The organism is Streptomyces afghaniensis (genome assembly GCF_044327915.1).
Lineage (GTDB): Bacteria > Actinomycetota > Actinomycetes > Streptomycetales > Streptomycetaceae > Streptomyces > Streptomyces afghaniensis.
Genome location: NZ_JBIRGJ010000014.1, coordinates 1 through 17175, shown reverse-complemented (window position 1 = coordinate 17175; position 17175 = coordinate 1). Strand labels below are relative to the sequence as shown.

The window sequence follows — 17175 nt, the reverse complement described above, 5'->3', positions numbered from 1 at the left end:
GGCTGGTGCAGACGGCAGTGATCGGAGACGAGCACTCGGACGTGCCCATCGTCCTGCCGACCGAGGCCATCGAGCTGGACGGGTTCCGCCGCTCTCATGCCCACGACACGTTCTGGTGTGGGCTCTTGCTCGGCGGATGCGGAGCCCGGCTCGCGCACAAGCTGTACGTCGACCGGCAGTGTTCCCTGTCAAGTCAGCGTGTCGGACTCAAGTCGCCCGCCAAGGACGCGACTGGCCGGGCGATCGCCTTTGGGGGGACCAGACAGTCACGCGTCCTCGCCGACTCGGACAACGTGACCACGAACAGCCGCTCCCCCCTCGGTGGCGAGGCCAGAACGGCAGTGTTCGCACCCTGTGCCGTAGGCCACCGAGAGATGAATGAAACGACTTCGGTGGCGCTGGCAGTCCGCTCTACCACCGGATGGCTAAAGTCGAGGTTCTGCGCTTCGGACAGGAGGCATCGCGGCCGTCTGCGCTTAGGAGGTCAACGTTTGCTGGAGCTCTGGCGCATCGATAGGTTGCTCGTCACTGAGCCCTGGGGAGGAGCCCACGTGATGATGCGTGGTGGTAGGCACTTACGACCGGCACTTATGTTGATCACGGTGCTGGCCGTCTCCGTTGCTCTCGGATTCCTACTCTTGCAATGGATTCCGCATCAGCTTGCTGATCCGGAGGCGAAGCAGTTGAAGCCAGCCGAACGCCTCGTGCATCTCAACACCGTTCGTGGCACGGTGCTTCAGACCGCCGCTGGGCTCGCCGTTCTCGGGGGGCTCGTCTACACGGGCAGGGGATACGTACTGTCGCGCCAGAGCCAGGTCACGGATCGATACGCGGGTGCGGTCAGCCAGCTGAGCAGCGACAACCTGGATGCACGCCTTGGCGGCGTGTTCGCCCTGGAGAGACTAGCCCGGGATTCTCGGCACGACGTCGCCTCGATTGCACAAGTACTCTCGTCGTTTGTCGTACGTCGCTGTCCGATAGCCGAGCCAGCACCGGGCGGGCAGGCTCGGGGCTCCGAGAGACCGAATCGGACCTCTCAACCGCCGAGATCGGAGCCTGACGTCCACGCGGCGTTGACGGTGCTCGGTTCGCTCGGCCGCAGGACTCGCGTCGAACTCTCGGAGGCTGACCTGAGGGGCGCTGAGCTAGACGGCCTGGCATTCGAAGGCGGAGAGATCAGCCGATCGCTCTTGCGAGGCGCTGACCTGCGCCGATCCTTCCTACGCGAAGCCGAACTCGAAGACACAGATTTGCGCGGCGCTCGCCTTGAACGGGCCGATCTGACTGCGGCGCGCCTCCCACGCGCTGACTTGCGAGGGGCCGAGATGAAGGGTGCAGCGTTTAGCGACTGCTTGTTGTCTTCCGCACGGCTCGAGGACGCCTGGGCATCGTCCGTCTCCCTTCGCGGAGCTGATCTCTTCTCCGCCCGGCTTGACGGAGCGCGTCTGGACGGGGCGGATCTGCGAAACGCTACCTTGATCAACGCGCGCCTTGGGCGAGCCGACCTCACGGGCGCAGACCTGTCGGGGGCAGACCTGTACGGTGCCGATCTGTCGGGCACCATCCTCGTCGCCGCAGACCTGAGGCTTGCTCGTTCACTCACCCTCGAGCAATTGCGCTCTGCGGTACTGGGCCAGAGAACTCGTTTGCCGGCGGGTCTCGCGCATCTTCTGGACGACCTCGGCCCGACCAACGGTGCTGGCAGCGGCATCGTGATCACATGACGGAGAATTGATTGAGCATCGCAACTACGGATCCTGATCCGGATCCCTCCAGCACCTTCTCCGGAGCCCCGTCGCCCACTCAAGCCTTCGTCCGTCAGCCGCGGTTCCTTCCCGCACCCGTCCCTACCGATCCCGTGCCACTCCGGCCGCCTCCCGTCCACACGGACCGCACTTGGCGCCATAGGTGGCTGTCGTCGGCCCTCTTAACTTCCCCAGGCATAGCATCCTCCTGCCTCCTGCTCCTCTTCGTGGACAGCAGCATGGGAAGGGCAGTCGGGTTCGTAACCCTAGGGGTGGGTATCGCCGTCACCTGCTTTGCTTCGGTACGCGGCTCGGCCGGGGAGGTGACCCATGCGACGCAACAACGGCGGGCCTATCTCCGCTACCTTACCGACGTACGCCGCCAGCTGCATCGAACAGCCTTGAAGCAACGAGAAGCCCAGCTGTGGTTGAACCCAGAGCCATCGGAGTTGCGTTCCGTCGTGTCTCGCCGCAGTCAGTTGTGGGAGAGAACAGCCGATGACCCCGATTTCCTACAAGTACGAGTGGGATCCGGAGAGCAACGGCTCGCCACGGATCTGGAATCTCCAACTATTCCAGCAGGGGCCGATGCTGTGTGTGTTGACGGTCTGGCCTCACTCGTTTACGAGTACGGAACCATGGCAGAGATGCCCATGGCCGTCAGCCTCAAGGCGTTTCACCACATCCACGTGTGCGGCACTGACGAACAAAGTATTCGCAACCTCGTGCGAAGCATCGTTGGGCAGGCGGTGACATTTCACGGGCCTGACGACCTCCGATTGATGATTTACGGGCCCGTGCAACAGTCCCACGAATGGGAATGGATCGACTACCTGCCGCACGCGCAGCGTCTTCCTGGCCATCAGACCCCGTCAAACACAACCGCCTTTGCCGACGACGCGGTTAGCTTCACTCGGCTTGTAGCAGCAGTAGGTGACCGACCGCCTTTTAGTAGAGACGGTTCACGGCAGCTTCCCCACATTCTGATCGTCTGTGACACACTGCCGTTGCCTGACGAGCTGGATTGGCTCGCAACCGAAGGACGGCAAGGTGTCACTCTAGTCAGGCTTGTCCCGGACACTAGGGAGGGGGTCAATATCGGCCTGGAGATGGCCGTCACCGACGACGAACTCACCCTGGGTACACAGAACGTTAGTTACACCGGCACGCCCGACTCGCTAACCATCGGTCAGGTCATCCGACTTGCCCGCGACCTATCTCGTTTCCGACTTGCAGAAAGCGAGAACGGTGCCTCGTCCGCTGGCGGCCACGATGGTTGAACACGCCACGAGGGTCGGCGACAGGGGGCTGCCGAACCCCGCCCGGCGAACCGAGCGCACCAGACCTCGGCATGACAGTTCGGTGCCTGTCGCCCGGCCCATGCATTTTGCTACGCCGCTCGTTGTGGAGGCGCTCAGTCTGCCCCTGGACCGTTTCCTGGTCGGGAACGGGATGAGGTGACATCCCACCTCGAACCGTGTCGCGTGGCACCCAGAACACACGCCAGTCCCCTGAACCGCCCCCTGATCGGCTTCAACACGCTGATTCAACAGGGAAGGTCCGTCACTTCCAACACTTTCCGAAGGCCAACGGCGCCCCACACGCCTGCCGGAGGCCGAAGGTCGGCGAGTCCAGCGCCGACCACCTGTATGTGAAGTCGGCGATGACCCGGTCCCTGCTGGAGCACGGCAGAACCGGCTCCTTCGCTTTCCCGCAGCCGATCGGCTCGTTGCTGGACGTAGACCTGCAGGACGGCGTCCTCCTGCGTGTCCATATGGACGGCGCGGTGCCGCCCGACTGGGACGACGGCCGCATACCTGTTCTCGGACCCGGCGTGGTGCCGGAACCCGGGGTGCTCTCCCGCTGTCCCTATGTGTACCGGGTGCGGTGTGAGAGCGACGGCGCCAGCCGCCAAGTGTGGATCGGCACCCAAAGCCTGGCCCACCCCACCAAATGGGTCCCCCTCGCCGACTGCTCCTGGACCGACGACGGCCTGATCACCCCGGCCGCCACCGAGATTCTGCGACAGCACCCCCCTACGACCGGACCTTCACAGGTCGGCGTGGCAGCAGAGGGCACGGGAGCCCTGCCAGAGAACGTCATCCGGTTCATCCGCGGCCTCGAGGCAGCCCAGCGCTCCGGCACTGTCGAACACGTACGCCGCCTGTACGCCGGCAGCGGCCCCTTCCTCGAAACACTGACTGGCCCGGCCCGCACCCAAGCACAGCAAGCCCTCGACGAAGCACGCGCCTGGCTCACCGGACACGAGGGCTACCAGCAACGCGTCTTCGCCGACCTTGAAAAGGCCGTCTCCGAACATGACGCTCGCCGACCGCGTCCAGGTCCTGACCCTCGTCGACCAGGCGACACCCGCCGACCAAGCCCTACTGTCCAGCCTGGTCGCCGCGGGAGACCCGGACATGGCGACGTCCTACCGCAAAGTCGCCGCCGCGCTCGGTCTGGACGTGCCCGCGGGCGACGACGACCTACGCGACGTCCTCAAAGCTGATGTACAGCAGGTTCACCAGTATTGGCGGCACCACTGACGGACGGCCGGCCCGGTCACCGCTCGGGCCGGTTGTGCGCCGGTTCATCTCCTCTTGAAGCGGGCGCGGGTGATGGCGCCGGCAGCGTCAGCGGGGTTGACGCCTGCTGGGCGTAGCGGCAGCTGAGGGCCGCGCAAGGAGTCGACTTCGTGGATCGCGCCCCGCTCGGGCCCGGGCGCGCCATACGGTCGTTCCACGGATGGCGACCGGGCTGTGACGCCGGGTCAGGGATGGGAGGAATCGAGGATGGTAAATGCCCGTACGTACCCGCTGTGGCGGGATCTTGCGATGAGCGAGGACCTCCCCAAGGAAGCCCTCAAGACGGTGGTCGAAGTTCTGTGCGCTCCGGCGATCAGCCCCGACGGCATCGACCTCCCAGCCGACCGGTGGCGAGAGGAGGCCCTCAAGGCGGCATTGCCTGCGCTGTTGGCCCGGACCTCTGCCAAGCGGCTGCGGAACCGGCTCCTGGTGCAGGCCGACGAGAAGATGCTGGCCGCCCTGGCGGCCGACGGCACGGTGACCACCGCCGACCTGCCCGCCATCCTGCGCACCCGCCGGGTCTGGGCCGGACTGGTCGCCGGTCTCGCACGACGCCCCGACCAGGTCGAAGCGGCGATCGCTCTCCTGCCCCGCCTCCCCGGTCACGAGGTGGAGCACGTCGTCCGGGACTGGGATCTCGACCGCTACACCCGCACCGCCGAGACCGAGCCGGCCCCGCCCCTGCCGCAGGCACTGTTCGACGCCGTCCTGGAAGCCTGCCTCACTCCGCTCGCCGCGTACCTGCTCCACCCGGATCCTGAAGAGGGCTGGGACGCCGTGTCCGCGTTCTCGAAGGACTGGTCGCTGGAACTGGGCGACAACAGTGCCTGGGCGATGCTGGCCAGGTGTCCCGAGCGGTGGGCGGAGCTCGTCGCCCATCCCACGTTCGGGGCGGCTGTCCAGCACCTGCTGCTGGACCAGGCGGAGATCCGCGCTGCGGAAGACGCCCGGCTCCACGCCGCCAGCGCGTACCCGCCCGGCGAAGAACCCCCCGCCGAAGACCCGGACCCCGCCCTCAGCGAGGACCTGCTGCGGGCCTGCCTCCCGGCCCTGTGCGTTCCCGAGCTGGCCGATCTGCCCAACCCGCAGGTGACGGCACGCCGGACCCTGCACCACATTGCTCACCGCGTCCACAAGAACCCGCTCCTGGCCGACCTCGCCGCCGAGCAGCTGCACGCGGCCACCGACGCACTCATCACCCGCGGCCAGCTCCTCAGCCCGCCCGACAAGCAAGCCGACGACCACGGTTCTGACGGACGCGTCCTGAGCCTCGCCGAAGACCTGGCCCTCCTCAGCGCCAACCCCGACCACCTCACCGGCGCCTGCGCTCAGCTCGCCTTGCTGGATCCGCCGGCCGTCGTCTCCCCCACGCCAAGCCGGACCCTGATCCGCATCCTCGACAACAGCGACCCCGACCACGACCGCCCGGCCCGCCTGCTGGAACGCCACTCCGAGCACCGCCGGGTCCAGGCCCTGGCCGCCCTCGCAGCCAACCCGCACACCCCGCACAGCGCCGTCAACGACGCCCTGAACGTGCTGCACCCCGCCGAGCTGGCCTGGATCGCCGAGAGCGTCGAAGGCCCCGACTGGTTCCTCCACGCGGCAGCCGCCGTCCCGGCCGCCGGGGACGAAGACGACGGTGTGCTGCGGCTACTCAGCGACGACGAACTCGACCAGCACCCCGACCCGGTGGCCGTCCTGCAGTCCTGGCTCGACTCCCCCGCCGCCGATGAGCACTTCTCCCGCTCCGAGGTCTACCGGGCTGTCGTCGCCTCCCGCCACCACACCCTGGAGCACCTGCTCCAGATCCCCGCCGACGAGATCCTCTCCCGCCACGAACCCGAGATTGCCGTGAAGATCCTGCTGGACCACTGCGGGCGCAGCACCGAAAGGTGGGCGGCCCTCGCCGCCGCCATGATCTTCGACTACGACAAAGAGAAGATCACCTTCGGAGAGTTCCTCAACTCCCTGGACCACACGCCCGCGAAAGTTGAGGCACCTTGATCCTCGCGGCGCTCTGCCGCACCGCCTGGCCAGCTCTCAACTTCGACGCATTGACGACCCCGGGGCAGCGCGAGTTCGGTGCGATATCGGCGGGCGATCGTCCCCGCCTGCGGGCGGGGGGAGTCCCCTCGGGCTTCCCGGCCGGGTACGCCTTTCCCGGTCGCCCCCGCCTGCGCGGGGGTAGTCCGCTCATGCCGAGCGTCGACCCGATCAACGCCAAACAAGGCAAACTCTTGCGCGCCAAGCCGGTCGTCCAGCAGATGGGAGAGGACCAGGTCCAGCTGTGCGGAGCGTTCGTCGACCTGGAAAACGAGTGGGCGACGTGGCAGCCGACCGACTCCGACAGTCCCGGCCGCATCGACGCATCGTGCATCCTGTACGGCCTCATCCCCGAGGTCAATCAGGGCGCCATCATGCACGCGCCGCTGTCGACCGCGACGCAGGCCGGCCAGTTCGGGCGGGGGCGGCAGCGTACGGCCACCGCAGCTGCAAGTGAACCGGGGGAGCCAGGCGTGCTGTGTCAGCGTCTGTGACTCTGATGACACAAGGGGGACGGATGACCAGCGGGCAACAGCGGCAGGTTCGGCTACGGCTTGCCCGACGGCGCACTGCGTCGGGCAGGGTGCGAGCGCGTGTTCGGGAGGAGTCCCCCGAGCCGCAGCCAGAGCCGCTGCGCGAGCCGGAGCCGCAGGATGCACAGACGAGTTGGTGGCGGCGCGTTCCCTGGGTCACCATCGGCGCAGTCGCCACGGTCCTCGGCGGCATTGGAAGTGTGATCTTTACGGGAGTCGCAACTTACTACGGAGCTGAGACCGCCCAGGACCAGCTTGAGCAGTCACGGCAGGAAGCTGCCAGGGAGTCGCGGTCGCATGCGTCCCTTGTCACGCTTTGGGTTGAGGGCTACAGCGGGGGACACACGCTGCACATCATGAACAGGTCACCTGATCCTGTGAACGAGGTTGTCGCCAACTTCACGCTCCAGGCTTCTGCCCGAGACGGATCATGGGGCGAGGTGATCGTGTTCAAGGAGTGGCTGCGCGCCATCCCGCCATGTACCGAACTCATTTACAATCCATCGACTATGAGGTACAGGAAGGATGGCGACGAAAAGGTCTGGGGCTTGGCGGACGCCTGGCGGATCATCAACAACCAGCGTCTCGCCTTCACCGATCGCTACGGCAACAAATGGGTTCGCCTGCAGAGCCACCTCCTATCACCCGCCGAAGCTGGCCCGTGGGAGATCGATACGGGATGGTTGGGTGCAGGGCCGCCACCGACGGCGAAGAAGGCCTCTCACTGCGGTGAGGGCGGGAAGTCGTCCTAGACCTCGACCTCACCAAACCGGCGGAAAACCCCTGCGGGCGCGCCGTTCCGACCCGGAGTCGGCATGCAGCCGCTGCCACTCCTGGTCGGTCAGTCTGCGCACGCGGACAGGCTCAGCCACCGCACCTCCAGCGATCGGATCGGACCTCACCGCACATCCAACCGCCACGACCACGAACCCGGCGAATCTATGCGGTCAGAGCACTAGCTGGCCCTGCTGTCACCTTGAACTGAGCGGGGCTGGCGACCGGCCTTCTCCTCTCGTGCCCGGCGCAGGGCGGCGGCGCCGGACGTGGGCCTGCTCGATCATGGCGGGCGCATCGTCTGCAACGGTGTCGGACTCCGGAAACGCGCGGCGGGACAGCTCCCGCATCGCGGCGGTCTGCCGCTCCACCGCCTGGGCGATGTTCGCACGCGCCGCGCCGGCAGACACCCGCAACCGGAACGTGTACCGCGCGTGCGCGGCCGTCTCGTCCTGGGTGTCCGTCGTCATATACGAACCTACCGGGGAGGACTGACAGTTGAGAGCTCTTAATCATTGCGGGCGATCTCACCCCGCCTCGGGACGGACGGTCTTTCGCCCAGGGTGGTGAAACCTCTTCCTCCTCTCTGCTCCGCAGGGGTCCCGATTCCTCTCCAGCCTGCAGACCGGGGGCATCCTCAGGGGTTCCAGTTGAATCGCAGTGCCGAGCCCGAGCGGCTCGCAGCCGTCGCTCGCACCACCTGTGTCCCAGACCGCTTCGGCTTCTCTGGCGGCGGCCCCCGTTCTTCTTCGCCGCCTCCCGGGCCGCGGCCAGGGCCTGGCGCGCGAGGTCAACCCCGCTCACCTCGCTGCTCACGCGATCACCGCCTCGGCCGTCTCGCCATCGAGGGGCCGGGCCGCGAGCTCCGTCAGCCGGGCCGACCACGGGGCGGGTGCGGCCGTCTCTGTGCGCTCCGCCATCCGGCGCAGCTGCTCCAGCCGTAGCGTGAGCAGGTACTTGGCAGTGCGCTCTCGGGCGGCGTCGGCGGCCTTCGTCGCGGCGGCAACCGCGTCCGCGCCGTTCGGGTTCGCGCGGAACCACCTGCGGTTCTGCTCGGTCTTGTACGCCCGGCGGGCTTCCTCGTCGGCCTCCGGAGTGCTGCCCAGCCGCCCGAGGGCGCTGCTGCGGCACTCCTGCAGGGCCTGCTGCACGATCTGGAGGGCGTTGAAAGCCAGTACGGACGCCGCCGCGACCGGGTCCGCCTCTAGCTCGCCCGGCTCCATCAGCTCCAGGAACTGCTTCAGGGCGGTGTCGATGTCGGCTTCCAGCGTCGCGCGGACGTGCGCGGCCACCGCGGCAACGTCGGCGGCGTCGTCCAGGTTTCGGCCGCCCAGGTCGCCGCGACCAGACCGGCCTCCGTGATCGCCGCCTCGGTCCGGCGCCGGAGACCGCACGTCTCGCACAGCCCGGCTGACCGCTGCTGACCGCAGCCCTCGCACGGCAGCGCCTGCCGCACCGCTTCGGCGGCAGCCTCGGCCTGGCGCTCGCGCTCCGCCCGCTTCCGGGCAGCCGCACGGGCCTCATCCCGCCGTGCCTGCTCCGCCAGCGCCTGCTCACGGCGCCACACGAAGTCCTCCGCCTCCGCTGCGGCGTGTTCGCGCAGCCGGTCCTCGAGGACCTGGCGGCGCTCCCCCTGGCCGATGCCGGGCAGCTCCCGGTCGATGTCGGCCGCGATCCGCACGCGGCGGGCACGGCGGATGTGGATCACGTTGCCGCAGTTGGCGCAGTCGCCGCCGGTATCCAGCCGGATCCCGTCGTCGCAGCGCATGTCCGAGCAGGCCGGCCGCTGAACCAGGCCCCGCCGGGTGATCCATCCGAACGGGCTGCGCACCCGGGCGTCGCCACCGATCTCCTCCAGCCGGTCGGTGAGTCACATCGTGCAGGCCATCGGCCGGGCGCTTCGTCAGAAGCCTGGACAGGGAAAGGTCGCTTCTTTGATCGTGCCCGTATTTCTCCAGCCCGAAGAACGGCCCGAGGAAATGTTCACCTCGGGGTCGTATCGTCCTTTGGTGAAAGTACTTGAGGGGCTGCGAGCTCACGATGAAGAGGCCGTGGAATTGCTCGCGATCCCCCAGGAACCGCAAAAGGACGTCGCGCAGCCGTCCACGTTCATCGGTCCGCCCCCCGAGGAAGGAGAGGAAGAATCCCGCCTGTTGCTCCGCTTCGCCGCTCCCCGTGACCCGGTGATGGTCGCGAACTGGGTGAACTTCAACGTGATCGACACCGAACGGCAGGACTGGGCACGCGGCTGGGCAGCCCTCAAACGGTTCACCGAACGCGAAGGCCACGCCCGCGTCCCCTACGGCCACAAGGAGCCCCCCGGCCCCTACCCCCTTGGACAGTGGGTGGCAGAACAGCGACGCGCCTACCAGGCCGGGCAGATGAGCGGCCAGCGCGCACGGCGACTGGAAAAACTCGGCATGATCTGGTCACTCGCGGACGAACGGTTCCAGGAAAACCTGGAAGCCGCCCGCGCGTACTACGAGCAGCACTGGACGCTCTGCGCGCCGAGGTCAGCGACAGCGCTTGACAGGCCGGTGGGGCAATGGCTGTCCAACCTCCGCCGCGCCGGCGCACTCGACGGCCACCCGAGTGGAAGGCAGCGCTGGAGGCCGTCGACGAGCACTGGCACCCCGCATGGCCGACGGACTGGCAACGCCACTACGCCGCGCTACGGGAACTGCTGCGCGACGAGGACCAGACCGACGTCCTACCCGGCGTCACCGTGCACGGGATGGACGTCGGACGATTTGTCCAGAGGAACCGTCAGCACACAGTGTGGACTGGGCTCATGGACGGGCAGCGCGAGCGCCTGGAGCAGCTCGGCATCACGCCGCTGCCACCGGAGCAGGAGACGCCTGCGAAGGCTCGCAAAGGCGGCTCTGGGGCCTTTGAGCGGGGCATCGCGGCCCTGACACAGTACAAGGCCCGTACGGGCTCCGTAGGGCCCATCAGCCGCTCCCACATCGAAGTCCTGTCAGATGGCACAGAGGTCCGGCTCGGGGTGTTTCTGAGCAACAGCAAGACCAGGCGCGCCAAGCTGAGCGCCGACAAGCTCCAGCAGCTGGCCGACCTCGGACTTGAGTGGGCAGCGGCATAGAGCCGCATGGGAGGCTGGTCGCGAGGGTCCGTGCCCGGACACAGACAACACGAACCCCCACTGCGACCGAATGGGGCGCAACCGGCAACAGGTGCCAGCCTGTCCTATTGACCGTGAGACTCTCCATGCCCCGGCTCCGGGCTGAACGACGCGGCCTGCGCCTATGGCACGTCTGGATCGTCCTGCCCCTGGCCTTCGTCACTGCAATCGCCGTCGCCGTCGGCGTGTTCTTCACTGGGTGGGACCTGCTCGGCGCCCGGGAGCTCAAGCCCGAGCACCGCATCGACTCCAAGACGCTCTTCGACCTGGTGAAGCTCTCCTTCGGTGTCGTGGCTGGAGCCGGCGCTCTAGTTGCCCTGATCGTTGCCTACCGACGCCAGCGGGTCGACGAGGACGGCGCCCTGCGGGAAGCGACGCGCCTGCACACCGAGCGCTTCACGACGGCTGTATCCCAACTCGGCGACGACTCCGCCGCGGTCCGACTCGGCGGCGTGCACGCCCTGGCCGGACTCGCCGACGACGCCCCCACCCGAGAACTCCGCCAAACTTGCATCGACGTCCTGTGCGCCTACCTCCGCCTGCCATACACCGCAGAGACTGACCTGCCAGCAGGTGACGCGGAAGCCCGGCACACCTACTTGGCTCTGCGGGAAGTCCGACACACCGTCATCCGGCTCATCCGAGACCACCTCCGTCTGGAACCCGAGCACCCGCACTCCTGGCAGGGCCACGACTTCGACCTCACAGAAGTCACGTTCGACGGTGGTGACCTCTCCAAGGCGACGTTCTCCGGCAGCAGGGTTAGCTTCCGGGGGGCAAGGTTCTCTGGCGGCAGGACAGACTTCAGCGGGGCAGAGTTCTCCGACAGCACCATCGACTTCGTCGAGGCGAAATTCTCCGGCGGCACCGTCGACTTCCACGGGGCGACATTCTCCGGCGGCAGGACAGACTTCAGCGTGGCTAAGTTCTCCGGCGGCACCGTCGACTTCCACGGGGCGACATTCTCCGACGGCACGGTCTTCTTCAGCGGAGCAAGGTTCACCAGCGGCACCGTCGACTTCCGAGGAGCAAGGTTCACCGGCGGCACGATCTACTTCAGCCAGGCAAGGTTCAGCGGCGGCACCGTCGACTTCCGCTGGGCGACGTGCTCCGACGGCACCGTCGACTATCGCAGGGCAACGTTCTCCGACGGCACGGTCTACTTCAGCGGGGCGACGTTCTCCGACGGCACCGTCATCTTTAGCGAAGCGATGTTCTCCGGCGGCACGGTCTACTTCAGCGAGGCGAGGTTCTCCGGCGGCACGGTCTACTTCCGAGGAGCAACGCTCTCAGGCGGCACCGTCGACTTCCGAGGAGCAACGTTCTCTAGTGGCTCCGTCTACTTCCGCGAGGTGAGGTTCTCAGGCAGCACCGTCAACCTCGGTGGGGCGAGGTTCACCGGCGGCTTGGTCGACTTCTCTCAATCCATCGGCTCGGCGCCGACTGGCCTGGTTCCGCCAAGCGGGCACCCTCGGCCGGCTGGGCTGTTCCTGCCTCCCAACTGGTAGCTACCCCACAGGGCAGCGTGGCCTACTGGTAGGCGCGTCAACCCCCGACCAGCTCCAGCAGCTGGCGGAGCTCGGGGGGGAGTGGGCGGCGGCGTGGCCGTGTGGAAGGCTGCACCAGGCGGCCCGAGCCGAACACAAACGACACGAACCACCACTGAGAGGTGCGCGGCCAACTGACCGGAGCCGGCCCGCAACCGGCAACAGGGGCCTAGCATGGCTTCGTACACGAGAAGGAGCAGCACTGCGACACCGGTCGGGAGGCACTGAGGTGTCGGGCCAGAGCAAGATGTTCGCAAGTTCCGACAGCGCCTGGCCTCCCTGGCGGGCAGAGGGCGGCCGTCGCCCCGCTCCTCCAGGTCCTTCGTCTTCGTTTCGCTCGGTGCCTTCCACCAGGACCGGCGGCTGCCTCTGGAACTAGGCGACGAGGTGATCCAACCTCGCCGTTACCTTGACGGCGGAGGCGCGCTTGGCCCCCGGGGCGTCGGGGCCAGACGCGGGCGCGACGACGGCGGCAGCCGGTGTGGCGACGGCGGCTTCGGGGACGGGCGCAGCGACCGGGGTAGCGATCGCGGCGGTGATGGCGAGAATGGCGGCACCGCGCAGGGTCCACTTCAGCACGATGATGCTCCGATCTTGACGTGTGATGGCATGTGCGTCGATCGTCGCCGCCGATCCGGTGTCCGGGGATCGTCCGAAGGTCGCGGCCGCCTCCCCCGCACGGGGGAGGCGGCCGGCCGCGGGGGCTTCCCGTCCTCGTGAACATCGACCCTGGGCAGATCGGGCCGCCTCCCAAACCCGTGAACAACCGCTGTCACGACTCGTGAACAAAGCCACCTAAGAGTTGTCCCGTAACCCCATGAGGCTGAGGTTCATGCTGCGTCAGGGTCGGTGCCGATGGCACCGGCCGAGCGGAGCGAACGCCCGAGGTCTCCGGTGAGGATGCGCGGGTGTCGCCGCCACCACCACAGGTCGGGGCCGGGCAGTCGGTGGAACTGGTCGAGCGCTTGGCCGTCGTCGTCGACGGTCGCGGCCCTGTACCGGTCGTCCAGAGCTCTGATCCGCGGGGTCCAGAGCTGGACGATGTGTTCGTCCAGCAGGAGCCATGCCTCGTGCAGCCAGTTTCGCCAGTAGAGGTCGTTGGTGTACTCGTAGATGTCGTCGCTGTAGCCGCGCTCGATGACGCGCACCAGGGCGGCCCACGCGTTCACCCTTTCAGTGACCGTAAATGCCGTCCGCCAGCCGCGCTGGTGCAACAGCTCTCCCACCTCGGTCTCCGTAGCCACGGGCGGAGGATCTCACGCGGAAGCCGTCCGGGCGATCGAGATATTTCCCGCCCAGAGGTTGCGGGCCCCGGACCATGATCAAGGTGAGACGATCTCGCCGTGGCTGGTGTGATCACTGCGTCGGAACCCTCCTGGATAGCCCCGTTCACCGGGCTGAGCCCACGACAGTTCACGAAGCTCGTGACCGCGTTGCGGCGGGAGGGCGCCGACCCGGTGAGCAGAGGCCGGCCCTGGGGCCTGCCGCTGGAAGACAGAATCCTGCTGGTGGCCGCGTACTGGCGGACGAACCTCACCCTGCGGCAGTTGGCCCCGTTGTTCGGGGTCTCCAAGTCCGCCGCGGACCGGATCATCGCCCACCTTGGGCCATTGCTCGCCCTGCGGCCTCGCACGAGGTTCCGAAAGGACACGGTGCTGATCGGCGACGGCACCCTGGTCCCCACCCGGGACCACACGATCGCCGAGCAGTCGAAAAACTACAGGTACTCCACCAACCACCAGGTCGTCATCGATGCCGACACCCGTCTGGTCGTCGTCGGCCGACCGGTCCCGGGCAACCGCAACGACTGCAAGGCATGGGAGCTATCCGGAACGAAGGACGCCATCGGCCGGACCACCGTGATCGCTGACGGCGGCTACCGGGGCACTGGTCTGATCATCCCTCACCGCCGTGACCCTGGCCGGGCCGAACTGCCGAGTGGGAAAGAGGAACACAACGCCTCGCACCGCAAGGTCAGGGCCCGCGTCGAGCACGCCTTCGCCCGGATGAAGAGCTGGAAGATCCTCCGCGACTGCCGCTTGAAAGGCAACGGCGTTCACCACGCCATGCTCGGCGTCGCTCGCCTCCACAACCTCACCATCACCGGCTGAACCGAGCAGGCGGGTCAGTAAGCACGACCGTGATCAATTACGGGACAACGCTTAGTGCTCTGACCGCGTAGGTTCGCCGGGTTGGTGGTCGTGGCGGTTGGATATACGGTGACGTCCGATCTGGAGGCGCGGTGGCACAAGTTCGGTGCGCTACCGGCGGGCGATGATGCTGCTGGCCTCGGTCGGCGGGAACCGGGTGCCGGTGATTGCGCAGCTGGTCCAAGCCGACGAGTACACCGTCCGAAACGTCATCCATCGGTTCAACGAGATAGGCCTGGCCTGTCTGGACTCTCAGTGGGCGGGAGGTCGTCCCCGCCTGCCCAGCACTGACGACGAAGACTTTCGTCGTGGCGACGGCGCGGCGAGGGCGAGCGTGGGCAGACCGCGGCGCATGAAGTTTTCGATCACAAACAGGTTGTAACAGTGAGCCCGCGTGACTCCAACAGGGGGAGGGGTGGCCGGCCTAGTCGCTGGAGGACGTCCTGCTGGACGACCTCGAGTTCGCGTGGGGGCCGAGCATCCGCCTCAGCCGGTGAGCAGCCGGGAACGACCAGCGGGGCCGGACAAGGTGATCCTGTCCGGCCCCGCTGTCGTCGGGGCAGCCGAAGTCGAGCATCTCCTGTGCGAAGTCGGCCGGAGCTGGGCTGGGGGCAGAGCTCGGTCAGCTCCTCCTTCTATCCCTTGGGCGGGGGCCACGGAACGCCCCAGGCGGCGAACTGGTCACGCGTCCAGCCCGCCGGCGGGCGCACGGGCGGCTTCGATCTCTTCGGGTGACCGGAACAGGAGGTCGGGCATGTCTAGCGGTCTCCCATGAGGAATAGGGCGGAGGCGGGGCCGGAAGATGAGCCGCCTGCGGGCCGGGTGCGGCGGGAAGGTCTTCGGTACCCAGCCACCGAGGCAGCGGCTTGACACGTCGGCAGGCGGCGCTCAACTAGGCATGCGGAGCCCAGAAGGCAACCAGTCGCCCCACGCCGTGCTCGAGGGCCCGCCAGGAGCCGTTGAATGCGAGTACGGCCATCGCGGAGGGGGGAAAGCCGCTGCGGTTCATTCGCGGCAGGAGGTCCCCCTCCGCCTCGCCTGCGAGGGCATCAGCGAGACCGTGCGTGCCTGGGTTGTGCCCGATGAGTACCAGGTCGTTGACCTCGTCAGAGATCTCGTGCAGGACGGCGATCAGTTCCCCGATCGACGCTTCGTACAGGCGGTCCTCGTACACAGTCCTGGGCCGCTGCGGTAGCTCGGGAACCGCGAGCTTCCAGGTTTCGCGGCAGCGTGCAGCCGTTGAGCACAAAGCCAGGTCCGGGGCGATGCCGGAGCCTGCAAGCCAGCGGCCGGCGACGGGCGCGTCCTTGCGACCGCTGTCCGCGAGCGGACGGTCGTGGTCTGCTTCGGCGCTCCGGTCGTCCTTCGCATGGCGGAAGATCACTACGCGGCGGCCCCCACGGGCCGTTCCACTGAAGGAGAAGGTCACCTCCGCAGCGGGAGCACGGCCCCAGCGGCCGTTCGTCTCGGTCGGAGGTGGGCCTCAGGCGGCCGAGTTCTTACCGAGCGACTGAAGCGACCCAGCCCATTACTCCTCACCCTCGCGGTCACGACACCCCATGGGGATCGGACGTGAGCTGTGCTGGTGTCGGTCCCTGGCGTGGCCGAGTCGCGCAGCAGCGGGGGATAACCGGAGGAGGCCATCCCCCGCGCCTACTGGTGCGAGCGTGCCGCAGTTTACCCGTGAAGCGGTGCATATGAGGGTCGAAGAGCCCAACCGGCTCTTCGAGCACTTGCTCTTCGGTCAACCACCGGATTGCTTGGAACTCCCCGCGGTCGTAGGAGGTGGCGGTGTCAGCGTCGGCATTGAGAAGGTGCCAGAGCGAGACGTCGGTGTGTTCAGGCTGTCCCCCCGGGTCCGGGTAACGGTGAGGAAGAGGGGAAGCTCGCCGGTGATCGGTGACGCCACGGCCTCGATACCCAGCTCCTCACGGCATTCGCGGACCACCGCGGCCCACGGGCTCTCACCGCATCGACTCCAAGACGCTCATGGAGCCACTGACAACCACGTACTCGACGGACACCACCCACTGGGGGTACCCAGGGAACTCAAGCCCGAGCACCGCATCGACTCCAAGACGCTCATTGAAGTAAGGCCCGACTCGCCGGGTAGCAGATGCAGAACTCGCCAGAGAATCCGTGTTTTACCGGAGGAAGAGCAACCGCTCAGTGAGTTCGTCTGTGAGCCCCTCCGGCAGGTTGGCGTAGGCCTCGAGTTCCTGGACGAAAGTGAAGCCTTGGTGTTCGTCGCGGGCCCGGACAACCTGGTCGGCCAGTTCCGGCGTAAAGCCAGGAAGGGTGGCGAGAATCGTGGCCGGTACGTGATTTACGTCGACCAGGCCTCCGTCATCGAACTGCCGTGGGAGGTCCGGTCGGCCGATCCGCAGCTCCCGTGCAAGGGCCGGGTCACGTTCCAGGATCCGTCGTGCTTCGGCCCGGCGGTGCCGACGTTCGAGGGCTTCACCGATCGCCGGGTCCACACCGCCCGGGCGTCGTACTGCCCGGCCAGGGGGCACCCACGCAGGGGCTGCCTTGGCCTCGGTGCGGTCTCCGTAACCTGGCTTAGAGGTCCTAACAAAGGCGTTGGACGTGGCGGTAGGTGATCAGGCAGGTGGCGAGGCCAAGGAAGGCTTCGTGGATGTCGTCGCGTCGTTCCCAT

Annotated in this window: 17 protein-coding genes and 2 pseudogenes; 11 read left to right on the top strand and 8 right to left on the bottom strand. The window is 67.3% G+C overall.

What is annotated here, in order from left to right:
• Window positions 1–590: 590 nt before the first annotated feature.
• The gene (locus ACH4G3_RS41275; RefSeq protein WP_397629300.1) at window positions 591–1724 is read left to right on the top strand and encodes a pentapeptide repeat-containing protein; all 1134 of its coding nucleotides are present in this window, start codon (window positions 591–593) and stop codon (window positions 1722–1724) included.
• Window positions 1725–1972: 248 nt separating this feature from the next.
• Complete coding sequence (locus ACH4G3_RS41270) at window positions 1973–3025, top strand: hypothetical protein (RefSeq protein WP_397629299.1); 1053 nt, start codon at window positions 1973–1975, stop codon at window positions 3023–3025.
• Between the two features lie 770 nt (window positions 3026–3795).
• Here the strand turns inward: ACH4G3_RS41270 and ACH4G3_RS41265 are convergent.
• A complete protein-coding gene (locus tag ACH4G3_RS41265) occupies window positions 3796–4065 on the bottom strand; it encodes a hypothetical protein (RefSeq protein WP_397629298.1) in 270 nt (89 codons plus the stop codon).
• On the opposite strand from ACH4G3_RS41265, the gene ACH4G3_RS41260 reads away from it, so the two are divergent.
• From ACH4G3_RS41260 to ACH4G3_RS41245, 4 genes are all read left to right on the top strand, one after another.
• Entirely contained in the window at window positions 4064–4291 is a 228-nt protein-coding gene (locus tag ACH4G3_RS41260; protein ID WP_397629297.1) for a hypothetical protein, read from the top strand. The genes ACH4G3_RS41265 and ACH4G3_RS41260 overlap by 2 nt on opposite strands.
• A gap of 288 nt (window positions 4292–4579) precedes the next feature.
• Window positions 4580–6334 carry a hypothetical protein gene (locus ACH4G3_RS41255; RefSeq protein WP_397629296.1) on the top strand — a complete coding sequence of 585 codons (1755 nt, stop codon included), beginning with the start codon at window positions 4580–4582 and terminating at the stop codon, window positions 6332–6334.
• Between the two features lie 191 nt (window positions 6335–6525).
• Window positions 6526–6867, top strand: coding sequence for a hypothetical protein (locus ACH4G3_RS41250; RefSeq protein ID WP_397629295.1), 342 nt, complete (start codon window positions 6526–6528; stop codon window positions 6865–6867).
• A gap of 23 nt (window positions 6868–6890) precedes the next feature.
• Window positions 6891–7658, top strand: coding sequence for a hypothetical protein (locus ACH4G3_RS41245; protein WP_397629294.1), 768 nt, complete (start codon window positions 6891–6893; stop codon window positions 7656–7658).
• 219 nt (window positions 7659–7877) lie between these two features.
• Here the strand turns inward: ACH4G3_RS41245 and ACH4G3_RS41240 are convergent, their stop codons facing one another.
• The 3 genes from ACH4G3_RS41240 to ACH4G3_RS41230 all read right to left on the bottom strand — a co-directional run bounded on the left by ACH4G3_RS41240 (window position 7878) and on the right by ACH4G3_RS41230 (window position 9448).
• Entirely contained in the window at window positions 7878–8150 is a 273-nt protein-coding gene (locus ACH4G3_RS41240; RefSeq protein ID WP_397629293.1) for a hypothetical protein, read from the bottom strand.
• 342 nt (window positions 8151–8492) lie between these two features.
• Window positions 8493–8972, bottom strand: coding sequence for a hypothetical protein (locus ACH4G3_RS41235; RefSeq protein WP_397629292.1), 480 nt, complete (start codon window positions 8970–8972; stop codon window positions 8493–8495).
• Window positions 8921–9448: a hypothetical protein gene (locus tag ACH4G3_RS41230; RefSeq protein WP_397629291.1), complete on the bottom strand. Its 528-nt coding sequence runs from the start codon at window positions 9446–9448 to the stop codon at window positions 8921–8923. The genes ACH4G3_RS41235 and ACH4G3_RS41230 overlap by 52 nt, the downstream gene beginning before the upstream one ends.
• A 211-nt stretch (window positions 9449–9659) precedes the next feature.
• On the opposite strand from ACH4G3_RS41230, the pseudogene ACH4G3_RS41225 reads away from it, so the two are divergent.
• The 3 genes and pseudogenes from ACH4G3_RS41225 to ACH4G3_RS41215 form a co-directional block, all read left to right on the top strand.
• Window positions 9660–10193 (top strand): annotated as a pseudogene (locus ACH4G3_RS41225) (helicase associated domain-containing protein); the annotation flags it as partial.
• Window positions 10194–10225: 32 nt separating this feature from the next.
• Window positions 10226–10780: a helicase associated domain-containing protein gene (locus tag ACH4G3_RS41220; RefSeq protein ID WP_397629339.1), complete on the top strand. Its 555-nt coding sequence runs from the start codon at window positions 10226–10228 to the stop codon at window positions 10778–10780.
• Window positions 10781–10893: 113 nt separating this feature from the next.
• Window positions 10894–12327, top strand: a complete 1434-nt coding sequence (locus tag ACH4G3_RS41215; protein WP_397629290.1) for a pentapeptide repeat-containing protein — start codon at window positions 10894–10896, stop codon at window positions 12325–12327.
• A gap of 414 nt (window positions 12328–12741) precedes the next feature.
• Here the strand turns inward: ACH4G3_RS41215 and ACH4G3_RS41210 are convergent, their stop codons facing one another.
• Complete coding sequence (locus ACH4G3_RS41210) at window positions 12742–12945, bottom strand: hypothetical protein (protein WP_397629289.1); 204 nt, start codon at window positions 12943–12945, stop codon at window positions 12742–12744.
• Window positions 12946–13196: 251 nt separating this feature from the next.
• Window positions 13197–13610 carry a hypothetical protein gene (locus ACH4G3_RS41205; protein WP_397629288.1) on the bottom strand — a complete coding sequence of 138 codons (414 nt, stop codon included), beginning with the start codon at window positions 13608–13610 and terminating at the stop codon, window positions 13197–13199.
• Window positions 13611–13709: 99 nt separating this feature from the next.
• Here ACH4G3_RS41205 and ACH4G3_RS41200 point away from each other — a divergent pair, with 99 nt between their 5' ends.
• Both ACH4G3_RS41200 and ACH4G3_RS41195 read left to right on the top strand, forming a co-directional pair.
• The gene (locus ACH4G3_RS41200) at window positions 13710–14477 is read left to right on the top strand and encodes a transposase (RefSeq protein ID WP_397629287.1); all 768 of its coding nucleotides are present in this window, start codon (window positions 13710–13712) and stop codon (window positions 14475–14477) included.
• Between the two features lie 118 nt (window positions 14478–14595).
• Window positions 14596–14862: pseudogene (locus ACH4G3_RS41195) on the top strand (helix-turn-helix domain-containing protein); the annotation flags it as partial.
• 546 nt (window positions 14863–15408) lie between these two features.
• Here ACH4G3_RS41195 and ACH4G3_RS41190 read toward each other — a convergent pair.
• Together ACH4G3_RS41190 and ACH4G3_RS41180 are read right to left on the bottom strand one after the other, a co-directional pair.
• Entirely contained in the window at window positions 15409–15945 is a 537-nt protein-coding gene (locus ACH4G3_RS41190) for a SixA phosphatase family protein (RefSeq protein WP_397629286.1), read from the bottom strand.
• Window positions 15946–16660: 715 nt separating this feature from the next.
• Entirely contained in the window at window positions 16661–16996 is a 336-nt protein-coding gene (locus ACH4G3_RS41180; RefSeq protein ID WP_397629284.1) for a ComEA family DNA-binding protein, read from the bottom strand.
• Between the last annotated feature and the right edge of the window lie 179 nt (window positions 16997–17175).